14 protein-coding genes and 1 pseudogene are annotated in these 15,446 nt (G+C 71.0%); 12 read left to right on the top strand and 3 right to left on the bottom strand.

The features are described 5' to 3' along the window. Positions 1-66 precede the first annotated feature (66 nt). Complete coding sequence (locus ACFWJ4_RS17370; protein WP_188299078.1) at positions 67-738, bottom strand: response regulator transcription factor; 672 nt, start codon at positions 736-738, stop codon at positions 67-69. Beyond that, positions 739-1,638: a RecB family exonuclease gene (locus tag ACFWJ4_RS17365; protein WP_380544695.1), complete on the bottom strand. Its 900-nt coding sequence runs from the start codon at positions 1,636-1,638 to the stop codon at positions 739-741. 160 nt (positions 1,639-1,798) lie between these two features. On the opposite strand from ACFWJ4_RS17365, the gene ACFWJ4_RS17360 reads away from it, so the two are divergent. From ACFWJ4_RS17360 to ACFWJ4_RS17350, 3 genes are all read left to right on the top strand, one after another. Then, positions 1,799-3,016 (top strand): site-2 protease family protein, encoded by a 1,218-nt coding sequence (locus tag ACFWJ4_RS17360; RefSeq protein ID WP_380544713.1) that lies wholly within the window; start codon positions 1,799-1,801, stop codon positions 3,014-3,016. A 60-nt stretch (positions 3,017-3,076) separates the two neighbouring features. Continuing rightward, entirely contained in the window at positions 3,077-4,036 is a 960-nt protein-coding gene (locus tag ACFWJ4_RS17355; protein ID WP_359901190.1) for a tRNA (adenine-N1)-methyltransferase, read from the top strand. 85 nt (positions 4,037-4,121) lie between these two features. Then, entirely contained in the window at positions 4,122-4,784 is a 663-nt protein-coding gene (locus ACFWJ4_RS17350; protein WP_380544692.1) for a hypothetical protein, read from the top strand. A gap of 56 nt (positions 4,785-4,840) precedes the next feature. On the opposite strand, the gene ACFWJ4_RS17345 is transcribed toward ACFWJ4_RS17350, so the two are convergent. Then, a complete protein-coding gene (locus tag ACFWJ4_RS17345) occupies positions 4,841-5,146 on the bottom strand; it encodes a ferredoxin (RefSeq protein WP_359901185.1) in 306 nt (101 codons plus the stop codon). Between the two features lie 286 nt (positions 5,147-5,432). On the opposite strand from ACFWJ4_RS17345, the gene arc reads away from it, so the two are divergent. The 9 genes and pseudogenes from arc (at position 5,433) to ACFWJ4_RS17300 (ending at position 15,308) form a co-directional block, all read left to right on the top strand. After that, entirely contained in the window at positions 5,433-7,199 is a 1,767-nt protein-coding gene (gene arc, locus ACFWJ4_RS17340) for a proteasome ATPase (protein WP_359901182.1), read from the top strand. A gap of 228 nt (positions 7,200-7,427) precedes the next feature. After that, on the top strand, positions 7,428-8,939 hold the full coding sequence (gene dop, locus ACFWJ4_RS17335) for a depupylase/deamidase Dop (RefSeq protein ID WP_359901180.1): 1,512 nt from the start codon (positions 7,428-7,430) through the stop codon (positions 8,937-8,939). A gap of 174 nt (positions 8,940-9,113) precedes the next feature. Further along, positions 9,114-9,332, top strand: a complete 219-nt coding sequence (locus tag ACFWJ4_RS17330; protein WP_188299085.1) for a ubiquitin-like protein Pup — start codon at positions 9,114-9,116, stop codon at positions 9,330-9,332. A 133-nt stretch (positions 9,333-9,465) separates the two neighbouring features. Then, positions 9,466-9,543 (top strand): annotated as a pseudogene (locus ACFWJ4_RS17325) (recombination endonuclease VII); the annotation flags it as partial. Continuing rightward, positions 9,540-10,337, top strand: coding sequence for a proteasome subunit beta (prcB, locus tag ACFWJ4_RS17320; RefSeq protein ID WP_380352913.1), 798 nt, complete (start codon positions 9,540-9,542; stop codon positions 10,335-10,337). The pseudogene ACFWJ4_RS17325 and the gene prcB, both read left to right, overlap by 4 nt. 87 nt (positions 10,338-10,424) lie before the next feature. Continuing rightward, on the top strand, positions 10,425-11,180 hold the full coding sequence (gene prcA / locus ACFWJ4_RS17315) for a proteasome subunit alpha (RefSeq protein WP_359901174.1): 756 nt from the start codon (positions 10,425-10,427) through the stop codon (positions 11,178-11,180). Positions 11,181-11,301: 121 nt separating this feature from the next. After that, positions 11,302-12,663 (top strand): Pup--protein ligase, encoded by a 1,362-nt coding sequence (gene pafA / locus ACFWJ4_RS17310; RefSeq protein WP_380544687.1) that lies wholly within the window; start codon positions 11,302-11,304, stop codon positions 12,661-12,663. A 166-nt stretch (positions 12,664-12,829) separates the two neighbouring features. Beyond that, complete coding sequence (locus ACFWJ4_RS17305) at positions 12,830-13,789, top strand: FKBP-type peptidyl-prolyl cis-trans isomerase (protein ID WP_380544684.1); 960 nt, start codon at positions 12,830-12,832, stop codon at positions 13,787-13,789. A gap of 202 nt (positions 13,790-13,991) precedes the next feature. Next, positions 13,992-15,308 carry an FKBP-type peptidyl-prolyl cis-trans isomerase gene (locus ACFWJ4_RS17300; protein ID WP_359901166.1) on the top strand — a complete coding sequence of 439 codons (1,317 nt, stop codon included), beginning with the start codon at positions 13,992-13,994 and terminating at the stop codon, positions 15,306-15,308. Positions 15,309-15,446: the final 138 nt, after the last annotated feature.

Here is a 15,446-nt window from a genome sequence, read left to right as displayed (position 1 = left end):
CGTCGGAACGGGGGAGCGGACGGGCCGCCGTGACGTTTCAGCAGCCGCGGGCGGCCGCCGCCGCCCCTACAGGGCGCCCGGGCGCACCAGCCCGCTCTCGTAGGCGTACACGGCCGCCTGGACCCGGTCGCGCAGCTGCAGCTTGGTCAGCACATGGCCCACGTGCGTCTTCACGGTGGTCTCGCTGACGAACAGCTCGGCCGCGATCTCCGCGTTCGACAGCCCGCGCGCCACCAGCTTCAGCACCTCCAGCTCGCGCTCGGTCAGCGCGCTCAGCGCCTGCGGCGGCGCCTCGTCGCCCGAGGGCAGCTTGGTGGCGTACATGTCCAGCAGCCGGCGGGTGATGCTCGGCGCCAGCATCGCCGCGCCGTCCGCGACCACCCGGATCGCCTGTACCAGCTCCTCGGCCGGGACGTCCTTCAGCAGGAAGCCGCTGGCGCCCGCGCGCAGCGCCTCCACCACGTACTCGTCCAGGTCGAAGGTGGTCAGCACCAGCACCTTGGCCGGGCCGTCCCGCCCCGGGCCGGCGATCCGGCGGGTCGCCTCGACGCCGTCCATCCTGGGCATCCGGATGTCCATCAGCACCACGTCGGGCTGCAGCGCCCGCACCTGGTCCAGCGCCTGCTGGCCGTCGCCGGCCTCGCCGACCACCACGAGATCGGACTCGGCCTCCAGGATCATCCGGAAACCGGTGCGCAGCAGCGGCTGGTCGTCGACCAGCAGCACTCGGATCGTCACCTAGGACTCCTTGCTCATCGGATCCCCCGTGGGATCGCTTTCATCCGACGTACGCGCCAGCGGCAGCGGGTACGGCGGCGGGGTGCCGCCGAACTCCGGGCAGCTGGCCTGGTGGTCGCACCAGTCGCAGAGGCGGTTGCGGGTGGCCGGGAAGTCCCCGGTGGCCACCGCGTGGCCGATCCGTTCCCACAGCGCCTGGAGCTTGCGCTCCACCGCGAGCAGGTCGGCCTCGTCCGGGTCGTAGCTGACCACGTCCCCGCCGCCGCCGAGGTAGACCAGCTGGAGGCGCTTGGGGATCACGCCCTTCCAGCGCCACACCACCAGGGCGTAGAACTTCATCTGGAACATCGCCTTGCCCTCGAAGTCCCGCGAGGGCGCCCGGCCGGTCTTGTAGTCCACCAGCCGGACCTCACCGGTCGGGGCGACGTCCACCCGGTCGATGTAGCCGCGCAGCAGCAGCCCCGAACCCAGGGCCGTCTCCACGTAGAGCTCCCGCTCCACCGGGTGCAGCCGGGTCGGGTCCTCCAGCCGGAACCACTGGCCGACCAGCTTCTCGGCGTCCGCCAGCCAGCGGGTGAGCGCCGCGCCGTCCGGGTCCTCGGGGAACAGCGTGCCCAGCTCCGGGCGCTCGCCCAGCAGCCGCTCCCACTGCGGGCGCAGCAGGCCCAGCGCCCGCTCCGGCGTCCGCTCGGCCGCCGGGCTGTCGAACAGCCTCTCCAGCACCGCGTGCACCAGCGTGCCCCGGGTCGCCGCCGAGCTCGGCGGCTCCGGCAGCCGGTCGATCACCCGCAGCCGGTACAGCAGGGGACAGGTGAGGAAGTCCCCCGCTCGGGACGGGGAGAGCCCGGTCGGGGGTGCCGCCGGACGCACGGCGGCACTGCTGGTGTCGGTGTGCTGCATGGCTACGACCCTATTGCCCTTTCCTGTCATCCCGCTGCCACGGTGCTGCCACGGACGCGCGGGAGTGGGTATGAAGCCGGGGGGAGGGCCGCGCGGCGCCGGAGGGCGGCGATCACGTAGCGTGGGCGTACCGGGCACGACGGGGGAGACGACCGAAGGGATCACGGTGAGCGACAGCAGGGGGCAGCAGCCCTCCGACCGGCCACCGCGGGCGGGCGACGGGCGCCCGGCTGGGGCGCCGCCCGAGCGCCGCGGCGGCATCCTGATGGGCCGGCCCTTCGGCGTGCCCGTCTACGTCACCCCGTCCTGGTTCGTCATCGCCGCACTGATCACCTGGGTGTTCGGCGGACAGCTGGGCGACGTCCTGCCCGATCTCGGCGGCGCCCGCTACCTGGTCGCGTTCTTCTTCGCGGTCGCCTTCTACGCCTCCGTCCTGGTGCACGAGCTCGCCCACACCCTGGTCGCGCTGCGCTACAAGCTCGGGGTGCGGCGGATCCAGCTGCAGTTCTTCGGCGGGGTCTCCGAGATCGAGAACGAGGCGGAGAGCCCCTGGCGGGAGTTCTGGCTGGCCTTCGTCGGCCCGCTGCTCTCGCTGCTGCTCGGCGGCCTCTTCTACCTCGGGGTGCGGGCGGTGGAGCTCTCCACCGTGCCCGGGGTGCTGCTCACCGGCCTGATGATCTCCAACCTGGTGGTCGCCGCCTTCAACCTGCTGCCCGGCCTGCCGCTGGACGGCGGCCGGATGCTGCGCGCGGTCGTCTGGGCGATCAGCGGCAAGCCGATGACCGGCACGGTGGCCGCCGCCTGGGTCGGCCGCGGGCTGGCCGTCGCGGTGCTGATCGGCCTGCCGCTGCTGAGCGCCGCCCGCGGGGTCGAGCGCACCACCACCGACACCCTGGTGGACGCCCTGCTGGCCGCGGTGCTCGCCGCGATCATCTGGAACGGTGCCACCGGCAGCCTGCGCAACGCCCGGCTCAAGGAGGTGCTGCCCGGCCTGCGGCTGCGCGAGCTGGCCCGGCGGGCCGTCGAGGTCACCGCCGACACCCCGCTGGGCGAGGCGCTGCGCCGCGCCCGCGAGGCCCGGGCCGGCGCGGTGATCGTGGTGGACGGCCGGGGCGAGCCGATCGCCCTCGTGCGCGAGGCCGCCGTCCGGTCGGTGCCCGAGCACCGCCGCCCCTGGGTGGCCGTCGGACCGCTCGCCCGCGACCTCGAACCCGGGATGCGGCTGAGCGCCGACCTCGGCGGCGAGGACCTGCTGCGGGCCGTCCAGGCCACCCCGGCGGCGGAGTACCTGGTGGTCGAGGCGGACGGCCGGGTGTACGGCGTCGCCTCGCTCAGCGACATCGAGCAGCGGCTGACCGCCGCCGTCTCCGGCCGCTGACCGGCGGCCGCTGATCATGGTGGTAGGGCGGGAGGCTCCGCTTCCCTTAGGATTGTCGGCATGTCCGAACCGACCGGTGCCGCCCGCAGACGCGGGCCCTTCCAGGTCGGGGACCAGGTCCAGCTGACCGATCCCAAGGGTCGCCACTACACGTTCACGCTCCAGGCCGGGAACCAGTTCCACACCCACAAGGGTGCGTTCCCGCATGACGAGCTGATCGGCGCTCCCGAGGGCACGGTCGTGCGCACCACGGGGAACGTCCCGTACCTCGCGCTGCGTCCCCTGCTCCCCGACTACGTCCTGTCCATGCCGCGCGGCGCCGCCGTGATCTACCCCAAGGACGCCGGCCAGATCCTGGCCATGGCCGACATCTTCGCGGGTGCCCGCGTGATCGAGGCCGGCGTCGGGTCCGGCGCGCTCAGCATGTACCTGCTGCGCGCCGTCGGCGAGCACGGCATGCTGGCCTCCTACGAGCGCCGGCAGGACTTCGCCGACATCGCCCAGGGGAACGTCGAGCGCTACTTCGGCGGCCCGCACCCGGCGTGGAAGCTCACCGTCGGCGACCTCCAGGACAACCTGGTCGAGACCGACGTCGACCGCGTCATCCTCGACATGCTGGCCCCCTGGGAGTGCCTGGACGTCGCCTCCGAGGCGCTCGTCCCCGGCGGCCTCATCTGCTGCTACGTGGCCACCACCACGCAGATGTCCAGGACCGTCGAGGCGCTGCGCGACCACGGCACCTTCACCGAGCCGCAGGCCTGGGAGACCATGGTCCGCACCTGGCACCTGGAGGGTCTGGCGGTCCGCCCGGACCACCGGATGATCGGCCACACCGGCTTCCTGCTCACCGCCCGCCGCCTGGCGGACGGTGTGGAGCCGCCGCTGCGCCGCCGCCGTCCGGCCAAGGGCGCGTACGGCGAGGACTACGACAACGGGGCGCCCGAGCCCACCCTCCAGGAGCGCGCCGCCGCCCGCAAGGCCGCCCGCGACACGGAGACGGAGCAGCCCGACCTGGGCTGAGCCCCGAAACCCACCGCGAAAGGGGTGGTACGAGCACACCGCTCGTACCACCCCTTTCGCATCCCGCCGATCACGGTGTGGGACGATGCTCGCGCACGCAGACCAGCTCCTGGAGCTCTGGAGGGGACGCCTGGTGGAGACCGCGGTCGGGACGACGACGGCGACGGCTGGACAGCGGACACCGCGGAGCCGCTCCGGGCCCGGGCACGCGCGCACCGCCCCCTGGCACTGGGCCGTCGCCCTGGCCGGCTGCGGCGCGGTGGTGGGGGCCGCGCTGGCCGCCTCCCCGGCGACCGGCACCCCGGTGCCCGCGCACCCCGTGCCCACGTCCCTCGCGGTGAGCGCGGGCCCCGACCCGGCCCAGGTCCAACTCCCGCTGGACTGCGGCCCGTTCCCGGTCAAGACGGCGCTCAGCGTGTCCGCGCGGCTCGGCGACGGGCGTCCCGCCACGGTGGTCACCGCGCACTGCGCCACCGAGACCGGCACCCCGCCGGATGCCGTCCTGCTGCTCGGCTTCGGCCCGGGCGGGCGCCCGGAGGTGGTGGCCACGCTGCTGCCCGAGCGCGAGAACCTCACCGTGAGCCGGATCGCGGTGCGTTCGGACGGCGCCATCACCGGCCACGCGCAGGGGTATTCGAGCGAGGACGTGCCGCGGTTCCGGCCCGACATCTCGGTCGACCTCACCTGGACGCACAGGGGCGGCGGCTGGGATCGCTCCCAGACCGCCGCCCCGCTCTCCGCCGTGTGACGGACCGGCCACCGCGCGGATCGACCACCGCGCGGACCCGCTGATCCGCGGGCCGGCTACTCCGCGTCCGGCCCGTACACCTCGACCCGGTCGGCGACCCGGCGCACGTGGATGCAGTCGCCGGGGCACTCCTTCGCCGAGTCCACCACGTCCTGAAGGATCGTCAGCGACACCGGGGCGGTCTCCCCGGGCTGCTGGCGCAGCTCGTCGTCCGGCCCCTTCACATAGGCCAGCCCGTCGATGTCGAGCTCGAAGACCTCGGGCGCGTACTGCACGCAGATGCCGTCGCCGGTGCACAGATCCTGGTCGATCCACACCTCCAGCTCTTCGGCCGCTGCCGCCGTCTGCTCGGTCACCGACATGGTCCCCTGCCGTTTCTGTCCCGGGTCGCCCCTATTCCTGGAGCAATCCCGCCATTCGTACAACGATCGGACCTCGACTTGTGGTCGCGATCGGATATCACTTCGCTCGACGATACATCTGGCCCGCTTTGGGTGGTGCGCGGTGGGTATCCCCCTTAGCAGAGGGGAAGCACGCTGGGGCGAAGATCGGACACGCCCGTTCCATCTTTCTTGATCTAGGGGTTTACGGACCCCTGGTCCCAGGTAGGGTCTGGAAGCGTCCAGCTCCCCGGAGGAGGTGAGGACCGTGGCAGCCCACGATGACGACTACAACCGCAGCACCGGCAGGCCCGCTCGTGGTTCCGACGAGGCCGCTCAGGTCTCGTACCTTGAGCAGGAAATCGCCGTGTTGCGCCGCAAGCTCGCCGACTCGCCGCGCAATTCGAGGATCCTCGAAGAGCGGATCGTCGAGCTCCAGACCAACCTGGCGGGCGTGACCGCCCAGAACGAACGGCTCGCCTCCACCCTGCGAGAGGCCCGCGACCAGATCGTGGCCCTCAAGGAGGAAGTGGACCGGCTGGCACAGCCCCCGGCCGGCTTCGGCACCTTCCTCGACGCGAACGAGGACGGCACCGCGGACATCTTCACCGGCGGGCGCAAGCTCCGCGTGAACGTCAGCCCGAGCGTCGCCCTCGACGAGGTGCGGCGCGGCCAGGAAGTGATGCTCAACGAGGCCCTCAACATCGTGGACGCGATGGCCTTCGAGAACATCGGCGAGATCGTCACCCTCAAGGAGCTCCTGGAGGACGGCGAGCGCGCCCTGGTGCTGGGGCACACCGACGAGGAGCGGGTGGTGCGCCTCGCCGAACCGCTGCGCGGGCTGACCATCCGGTCCGGGGACGCCCTGCTGCTGGAGCCCCGCTCCGGCTACGTCTTCGAGGTCGTCCCGAAGTCCGAGGTCGAGGAGCTGGTCCTCGAAGAGGTCCCGGACATCGACTACCGCCAGATCGGCGGTCTGAGCAACCAGATCGAGCTGATCCGCGACGCGGTCGAGCTGCCCTACCTGCACGCCGACCTCTTCAAGGAGTACGAGCTGCGCCCGCCCAAGGGCGTGCTGCTCTACGGCCCGCCCGGCTGCGGCAAGACGCTGATCGCCAAGGCGGTCGCCAACTCGCTGGCCAAGAAGGTCGCCGAGGTCACCGGCCGCCCCCAGGGGAAGAGCTACTTCCTCAACATCAAGGGCCCCGAGCTGCTCAACAAGTACGTGGGCGAGACCGAGCGGCAGATCCGCCTGGTCTTCCAGCGGGCCCGGGAGAAGGCGGGCGAGGGCACGCCCGTCATCGTCTTCTTCGACGAGATGGAGTCGCTGTTCCGCACCCGCGGCTCCGGCGTCAGCTCGGACGTGGAGAACACCATCGTCCCGCAGCTGCTCGCCGAGATCGACGGCGTGGAGGGCCTGGAGAACGTCATCGTCATCGGCGCCTCCAACCGCGAGGACATGATCGACCCGGCGATCCTGCGGCCCGGCCGCCTGGACGTCAAGATCAAGATCGAGCGCCCGGACGCCGAGGCCGCGAAGGACATCTTCTCCAAGTACCTCAAGGACTCGCTGCCGTTCCACCCGGACGACCTCAAGGAGCACGACAGCTCCGTCGGGGCCACGGTGGCCGCGATGATCCAGTCGGTGGTGGAGCGGATGTACTCCGAGACCGAGGAGAACCGCTTCCTGGAGGTCACCTACGCCAACGGTGACAAGGAGGTCCTGTACTTCAAGGACTTCAACTCCGGCGCGATGATCCAGAACATCGTCGACCGCGCGAAGAAGATGGCCATCAAGGACTTCCTCGACCACGGTCAGCGCGGTCTGCGCGTCTCCCACCTGCTCGCCGCCTGCGTGGACGAGTTCAAGGAGAACGAGGACCTCCCGAACACCACCAACCCGGACGACTGGGCCCGCATCTCCGGCAAGAAGGGCGAGCGGATCGTCTTCATCCGCACGCTGGTCACCGGCAAGCAGGGCGCCGAGTCCGGCCGCTCGATCGACACTGTCGCCAACACGGGGCAGTACCTGTAAGCACGCGGTTGTCCGGGCCGGCAGCGGTCCCCGGAGCTGTACGCACACCGTCCGGCTGTGGCGCCTCGCGGCCCCGCAGCCGGACGGCGCGTCTCCGGGCCCGCCGCTCGGCGCCGGGTTCTAGGCTCGACCCACCGTCCGCGGGCAGAGGCCCGGCGTCGGTGTTGTTCGGCGGTACGTCAGAGTGCTCCGCCCGTCGGGGGCGGCGCACCGGGCAAGGAGGGCCGCATGACCGTACGGCGCGTGATGGGCATCGAGACCGAGTACGGGATCTCCGTGCCCGGGCACCCCAACGCCAACGCCATGCTCACCTCGTCCCAGATCGTCAACGCGTACGCGGCGGCGATGCACCGGGCACGGCGGGCCCGCTGGGACTTCGAGGAGGAGAACCCGCTGCGCGACGCACGGGGGTTCGACCTGGCCCGCGAGGTCGCGGACGCCAGCCAGCTGACCGACGAGGACATCGGCCTCGCCAACGTCATCCTCACCAACGGGGCCCGGTTCTACGTGGACCACGCGCACCCCGAGTACAGCTCGCCCGAGGTGACCAACCCGCGTGACGCCGTGCTCTGGGACAAGGCCGGCGAGCGGATCATGGCGGCCGCGGCACAACGCGCGCTGGAACTGCCCAACGGGCAGACCATCCACCTCTACAAGAACAACACCGACAACAAGGGCGCCTCCTATGGCACCCACGAGAACTACCTGATGAAGCGGGCGACACCGTTCGCCGACATCGTCCGCCACCTCACCCCGTTCTTCGTCTCCCGCCAGGTGGTCACCGGCGCCGGCCGGGTCGGCATCGGCCAGGACGGCTCCGCACACGGCTTCCAGATCAGCCAGCGGGCGGACTACTTCGAGGTCGAGGTCGGCCTGGAGACGACGCTCAAGCGCCCGATCATCAACACCCGGGACGAGCCGCACGCCGACGCCGAGAAGTACCGCCGACTGCACGTGATCATCGGGGACGCCAACCTCTCCGAGATCTCCACCTACCTCAAGCTGGGCACCACCTCGCTGGTCCTGTCGATGATCGAGGACTCCTTCATCGCCGCCGACCTCGCGGTGGACCAGCCGGTGCGCACCCTGCACCGGGTCTCCCACGACCCGACGCTCAAGCACCTGATCACCCTGCGCAACGGGCGCCGGCTCACCGCCGTCCAGCTCCAGCTGGAGTACTTCGAGCTGGCCCGCAAGTACGTGGAGGACCGCTTCGGCACCGACGCGGACGAGCAGACGGTGGACGTGCTGGCACGCTGGGAGGACGTCCTGGGCCGGCTGGAGCGCGACCCGATGTCGCTGTCCCGGCAGCTGGACTGGATCGCCAAGCGGGAGATCCTGGAGGGCTACCGCAGCCGGGACGCCCTGGAGTGGGACAACCCGCGGCTGCACCTGGTCGATCTCCAGTACAGCGACGTACGGCCCGAGAAGGGCCTCTACAACCGTCTGGTGGCCCGCGGGCGGTTCGAGCGGCTGGTCACCGAGGACGAGGTCGAGCGGGCCGTCTCCAAGCCGCCGGAGGACACCAGGGCGTACTTCCGCGGTCGCTGTCTGGAGCAGTACGCGGACCACGTCGCGGCGGCCTCCTGGGACTCGGTGATCTTCGACCTGCCGGGCCGGGACTCGTTGCAGCGCGTCCCCACCCTGGAGCCGCTGCGCGGCACCCGCAACCACGTCAAGGAGCTGCTGGACCGCTGCCGCACGGCCGAGGACCTGCTCCGGGTGCTGGCCGGCGGGTAACTTTTCGATCACCATGGGTGAACGTCCGCCGAATGGGAATCATTCGGGGTGGCAGCGGGTGTTGGACAGGAAGCGCCACCGGCAAACCGGGAGCGGCAGTCGCACCTTGTGTATAGGGTCGGTGCAGCAAGCAACGACCGAACCGTGCCAGACGAATCGAGCGGGGTGAGGGAAATGGCGAGCAAGGACACCGGCGGCGGCCAGCAGCGGGCAAACCGTTCCTCCGAGGAGGTCGAGGAGCAGGCCGCGGAAAGCCAGAATTCCGACGACCTCAAGGAGCGCCAGGAAAAGCTGAGCGACGACGTCGACGCGGTGCTGGACGAAATCGACGAGGTCCTCGAGTCGAATGCCGAGGATTTCGTGCGCGGATTCGTCCAGAAGGGCGGGCAATAGCCCGCACCCGGGCATTCCGAATTCACGGTCGCGACCGTCCGGGGCGGCCGGGCGGCGAGCACCGTCCGGCCGTCCGGCACCGGCCCCTCCACCCGTGGACAGTGATCGTCGGGCGGGTAGGGTGCGGGCAGCGCGCGCTTCAAGCTACCTGGAAGGAATCGTGTGGAAGCCAACACTCGTGGCACCGGGCGTCTACCGGCTGCCTTCCTGACCCCGGGGTCGTCCTCGTTCATCGACTTCCTCGCCGAGCACAAGCCGGAGCTGGTCCCCGGTCGCCGCGGGCTCCCCGAGGGCGCCGTGGTCGAGGCCCCGCACGGGACCACGATCGTGGCCGCGACCTTCGACGGCGGCGTGGTGATCGCGGGTGACCGCCGGGCCACGATGGGCAACGTGATCGCCCAGCGCGACATGGAGAAGGTGTTCCCGGCCGACGAGTTCAGCGCGGTCGGCGTGGCCGGCACCGCGGGCCTCGCGATCGAGATGGTCCGGCTGTTCCAACTGGAGCTGGAGCACTACGAGAAGATCGAGGGCACCACGCTCTCCCTGGAGGGCAAGGCCAACCGGCTCACCACCATGATCCGGGGCAACCTGGGCATGGCGATGCAGGGCCTCGCGGTGGTGCCGCTGTTCGCCGGCTACGACCTGGACCTCGGCCGCGGCCGGATCTTCAACTACGACGTCACCGGCGGGCGGTCCGAGGAGCGCGGCTTCACCGCCACCGGCTCGGGCTCGGTCTTCGCGCGCGGCTCGATGAAGAAGCTCTACAGCGAGGGGCTGACGGCCGACCAGGCCGTCACCATGGTCGTCCAGGCGCTGTACGACGCGGCCGACGACGACTCCGCCACCGGCGGCCCGGACCTCGCCCGCAAGATCTTCCCGATCGTCTCGCTGATCACCGAGGACGGCTTCCGCCGACTCACCGAGGCGGAGGTCACGGAGGTCGCCGTCGCCATCACCGACGAGCGCCTGGCCCGGCCCAACGGCCCGCAGGCCCCGCTGATCTAGGGGGTGTCCTGTGGATCTACGCGGACCCGGCTGAGTTCCACAGGACACTCCCCACGCCACCACCTCACAGGAAAGGGACGACCGCCGGTGTCGACACCGTTCTACGTCTCACCCCAGCAGGCCATGGCGGACCGCGCGGAGTACGCCCGCAAGGGCATCGCGCGCGGCCGCAGCGTGGTCGTGCTCACCTACGCCGACGGCATCGTCTTCGTCGCGGAGAACACCTCCAGGGCGCTCCACAAGGTCTCCGAGATCTACGACAAGATCGCCTTCGCGGCGGTCGGCCGCTACAACGAGTTCGAGAACCTGCGCATCGGCGGCGTCCGCTACGCCGATCTGCGCGGCTACTCCTACGACCGGGCCGACGTCACGGCCCGGGGCCTGGCCAACGTGTACGCCCAGACGCTGGGCACCATCTTCTCCTCGGTCGGCGAGAAGCCGTACGAGGTCGAGCTGATCGTGGCCGAGGTCGGCCGCACCTCCGACAACGACCAGATCTACCGGCTCACGCCGGACGGCTCGGTCGTGGACGAGAAGAACTACGTGGTGGTCGGCGGCAACGCCGACTCGATCGGCAACTACCTGGGCCAGCGCCACCGGGCCGGCCTGAGCCTCACCGAGGCGGTGAAGGTCGCGGTGGACTCGCTCGCCCGCGACCCCAACGGCGGCAGCCCGCGCAGCCTCACGCCGGAACAGCTGGAGGTCGCGGTCCTCGACCGCCAGCGGTTCCAGCAGCGCAAGTTCAAGCGGATCCTGGGCAACCAGCTGGGCCGGCTGCTCGACGGGGACCAGTCCGCCGAGGCGGACGACGACGACAACCCGGCGGACGGCACGCCGGTGTAGCAGTACCTGTGGAGTTCCGTACGGCGGCCCCGCCGCCGTCGTGCGGGACTCCGGTGCCCCTGCGGCGGCCCAGCCGTCGTGGAGGCGGTTTCGGACAGCTCCGACAGAGAATGGAGTGCTCATGGACCGCCGGATTTTCGGGCTGGAGAACGAGTACGGCGTGACCTGCACGTTCCGCGGGCAGCGGCGGCTGTCGCCGGACGAGGTCGCGCGGTACCTGTTCCGCCGGGTCGTCTCCTGGGGCCGAAGCAGCAACGTCTTCCTGCGCAACGGCGCCCGCCTCTACCTCGACGTCGGCTCCCACCCCGAGTACGCCACCCCCGAGTGCGACGACGTCGTCGAGCTGGTGACGCACGACAAGGCCGGCGAGCGGATCCTCGAAGGCCTCCTGGTGGACGCCGAGCGGCGGCTGCACGAGGAGGGCATCGCGGGGGACGTCTACCTCTTCAAGAACAACACCGACTCGGCCGGGAACTCCTACGGCTGCCACGAGAACTACTGTGTGGCCCGGCACGGCGAGTTCTCCCGGCTCGCCGACGTGCTGATCCCGTTCCTGGTCACCCGGCAGCTGATCTGCGGCGCGGGCAAGGTGCTCCAGACCCCGCGCGGCGCGGTGTTCTGCGTCAGCCAGCGGGCCGAGCACATCTGGGAGGGCGTCAGCTCCGCCACCACCCGTTCGCGCCCGATCATCAACACCCGGGACGAGCCGCACGCGGACGCCGAGCGCTACCGCCGGCTGCACGTGATCGTCGGCGACTCCAACATGTCCGAGACCACGACGCTGCTCAAGGTCGGCTCCACCGACCTGGTGCTGCGGCTGATCGAGGCCGGCGTGGTGATGCGCGACCTCACCCTGGAGAACCCGATCCGGGCGATCCGCGAGGTCAGCCACGACCTCACCGGCACCCACCAGGTGCGGCTCGCCAACGGCCGGGAGGCCAGCGCGCTGGACATCCAGGAGGAGTACTACACGAAGGCCCTGGAGTTCGCGGACCGCAAGGGCATCAACACCGGCACCGTCGGCCGGGTGCTCGACCTGTGGGGCCGCACCCTGGAGGCCGTCCGCACCGAGCAGCTGGACGGGGTGGCCCAGGAGATCGACTGGATCATGAAGTACAAGCTCATCGAGCGCTACCGCGAGAAGCACGGGATGAGCATGTCCAACCCGCGGGTGGCCCAGATCGACCTCGCGTACCACGACATCCACCGCCGCCGCGGCCTGTTCTACCTGCTCCAGGGCAAGGGCCAGGCGCAGCGGGTGACCACCGACCTCAAGACCTTCGAGGCCAAGTCGATCCCGCCGCAGACCACCCGGGCCCGGCTGCGCGGGGACTTCATCCGCCGGGCGCAGGAGCAGCGCCGGGACTTCACGGTGGACTGGGTGCACCTGAAGCTGAACGACCAGGCGCAGCGCACGGTGCTGTGCAAGGACCCGTTCCGCTCGGTGGACGAGCGGGTGGAGAAGCTGATCGCGGGGATGTAGCGGAGGCGGTGTGATCGAGGCCTTGTGATCAAGGCGGTGGCCGGCCCCGGTGGTGTCTACCGGGGCCGGACGCGTGCCGGGCATACGCTGTCCGTCGAGTCAGGAGAGCCGACTTCGACCGACAGTTAGGACCACCGTGCGCCGCACCGCCGGTTTGCTTCTCACCTTGCCGTTGCTGCTCGCGGTCGCCTGCAGCAGTTCCCCCAAGGCGGCCGGCCCGGCGACGCCGTCCACGGCGAGCGCCGCCCCGACGGTGCCCGCGCCGGTCGGCGAGGCGTCGCCGATGCCCACTCTTTCGGGTGGCGGATTCGGCAGCAAGGCCACCATCACCATTCCCGAGGGCCAGCAGCCCAGCGGCCAGTTCGTGGTGAACACGGTCATCGAGGGTGAGCGGGCGACCGTCAACAAGGGCGACTGGGTGACGGTCAACTACACGGCCAAGGACTGGACCACCGGCAAGGACCTGCCGAGCTCGTACGACGCCAACGGCAAGCCGCAGCTCTACCAGGCGGGCAGCGGGCAGCTGGTGCCGGCGCTGGACCAGAGCGTGATCGGCAAGAAGGTGGGCTCCCGGCTGCTGGTGGTGGCCCCGCCGGAGGCGGCCTTCGGCGAGCAGGGCTCCAGCCAGCTGGGCGTCAGCAAGGGCGACACCGTGGTGTTCGTGCTGGACATCATGGAGAGCCTGCCGCCGGACTCCACGCTCACCGGGACGATGACCGAGCCGCCCGCGACGCTGCCGCAGGTCAAGGACAACGGCAAGGCGCCGGTGACGATCACGATCCCGGAAGGGCAGGCCGCGCCCACCGACCTCCAGCAGGCGGTGCTGATCAAGGGCGAGGGCAAGCAGGTCAAGAGCGGGCAGACCCTGGTGGTGCAGTACACCGGGGTGCTGTGGGCCAACGGCCAGCAGTTCGACTCCTCCTGGACGCACGGCGGCGCGCAGGCGGTGCAGATCGGCACCGGCAGCGTGATCGAGGGCTGGGACAAGGGCCTGGTCGGGCAGAACGTCGGCAGCCGGGTCCTGCTGGTGGTCCCGCCGGCGCTCGGCTACCAGGACAAGGCGCAGGGCTCGGTGCCGGCGAACTCGACGCTGGTCTTCGTGATCGACATTCTCGAAGCGGTCTAGGAACTCACCCCGGGGATTCCGTACGCTTGGGCGGACGCTCGTACAGCGAAGCGTCCGCCCTCATCCTGAGCTGTCATACTGCCCACGCACTGTGGCAGGCGCCGCCCGGTGCCGAGGTCCGGGCGGGCGGTGCGGCAGCAGGCCGGCGTGCCCACGCCGGACGCAGACCTGGAAGACCTCGTGGCGAGATGGATGGGGAGTCATGACTGAGAAGACGCCGAGCCCGGGCGGGGCCGGTACCGCGGCGAACGACAGCTCTGCGGGTGACCCGGCCGCCTCCCGTCCCGGCGGCCCGGTCGGCGGGGACCGCGAGTCGATCGTCGTCCCCCCGGCGATCCTGGCGCAGCAGGCCGGCTGGGCGCAGCCCGGCGAGGCGCCGCGCCCCGCGGGCGGGACCAGGACGGACGACGACGCCCCGCAGATCTTCGCCTCCAACGTGCGCAAGACCGACAGCTCGGAGGCCGGGTACGACGAGAACCCGCCCGGTGTCGGCAAGCTGGGCGTGATCCTCGGTACGGTGCTGGCCCTGCTGCTGGTCGGCAGCGGCATCACGCTGTACGTGGTGAACAAGGACGGCTCCAAGGACAGCGCCGCGGCCAAGCCGGACGCGGCCAAGAGCGCGCCGCCCACGCCGACCGCCGAACCGGTGCCGCCGATCAAGGACAGCGCCAAGGTGCTGCCGACGGTCGCCGGGGACTTCGGCAAGAAGGCCGAGATCCAGGTGCCGGGCGAGGCCTCCGACGGCTCCTTCGTCGTCAAGGTGCTCACCGAGGGCACCGGCGCCAAGGTGGAGAAGAACTCCTGGGCCTCGGTCGACTACACCGCCAAGGACTGGAACACCGGCAAGGACATCCCGAGCTCGTACGACGCCGACGGGAAGCCGCAGATCTTCCAGGCCGGCACCGACGCGCTGATCCCGGCCCTGGACCAGGCCGTGATCGGCAAGAAGGCCGGCAGCCGGCTGCTGGTGGTGGCCCCGCCGGCCGCCGCGTTCGGCGCCCAGGGCAAGGCCGACATGTCGATCGGCCCCAAGGACGACCTGATCTTCGTGATCGACGTCCGCAACGCCAACGCGCCCGACGCCGTGGTGAGCGGAACCGTCACCCCGCCGCCGGCGGACTTCCCGCAGGTCAAGGACAACGGCAAGAAGCCGGCCGAGATCACCCCGGTGGCCGGCGCGAAGGACCCGACCGAGCTGAAGTCGCACGTCCTGATCAAGGGCACCGGGCCGAAGGTGGAGAAGGGCGAGAAGGTCGTCGTCCAGTACACCGGCGCGCTGTTCTCCAGCGGCAAGGTGTTCGACTCCTCGCTCAGCAAGGGCCAGGCGTTCACCTTCCCGGTCGGCGGCGGCCAGGTCATCCAGGGCTGGGACCAGGGCCTGGAGGGCCAGACCGTCGGCAGCCGGGTCGAGCTGGTGATCCCCGCCTCGCTGGGCTACGGCGACAAGGGCCAGGGCGACATCCCGCCCGGCGCGACGCTGGTCTTCGTGGTGGACATCCTCGACGCGGGTCAGGGCTGATCCACTTTCGGGTGACAATGGTGTACGTGTGACCTCCGGGTCCGGCCGCGTGGCCGGGCCCGGACGGGGGGGGGGGGGCCGCGGCGGGGGGCGGGACGAAAACACCCGGGGGGGGGGGCCCCCGCCGGGGGGGGGGAC

Origin of the sequence: Kitasatospora sp. NPDC127067 (assembly GCF_042724755.1) — a bacterium.
Classification (GTDB): domain Bacteria; phylum Actinomycetota; class Actinomycetes; order Streptomycetales; family Streptomycetaceae; genus Kitasatospora; species Kitasatospora lactacystinica.
Note: the sequence above shows the minus strand (reverse complement) of the source record. Positions and strands in the feature narration are given on the sequence as shown.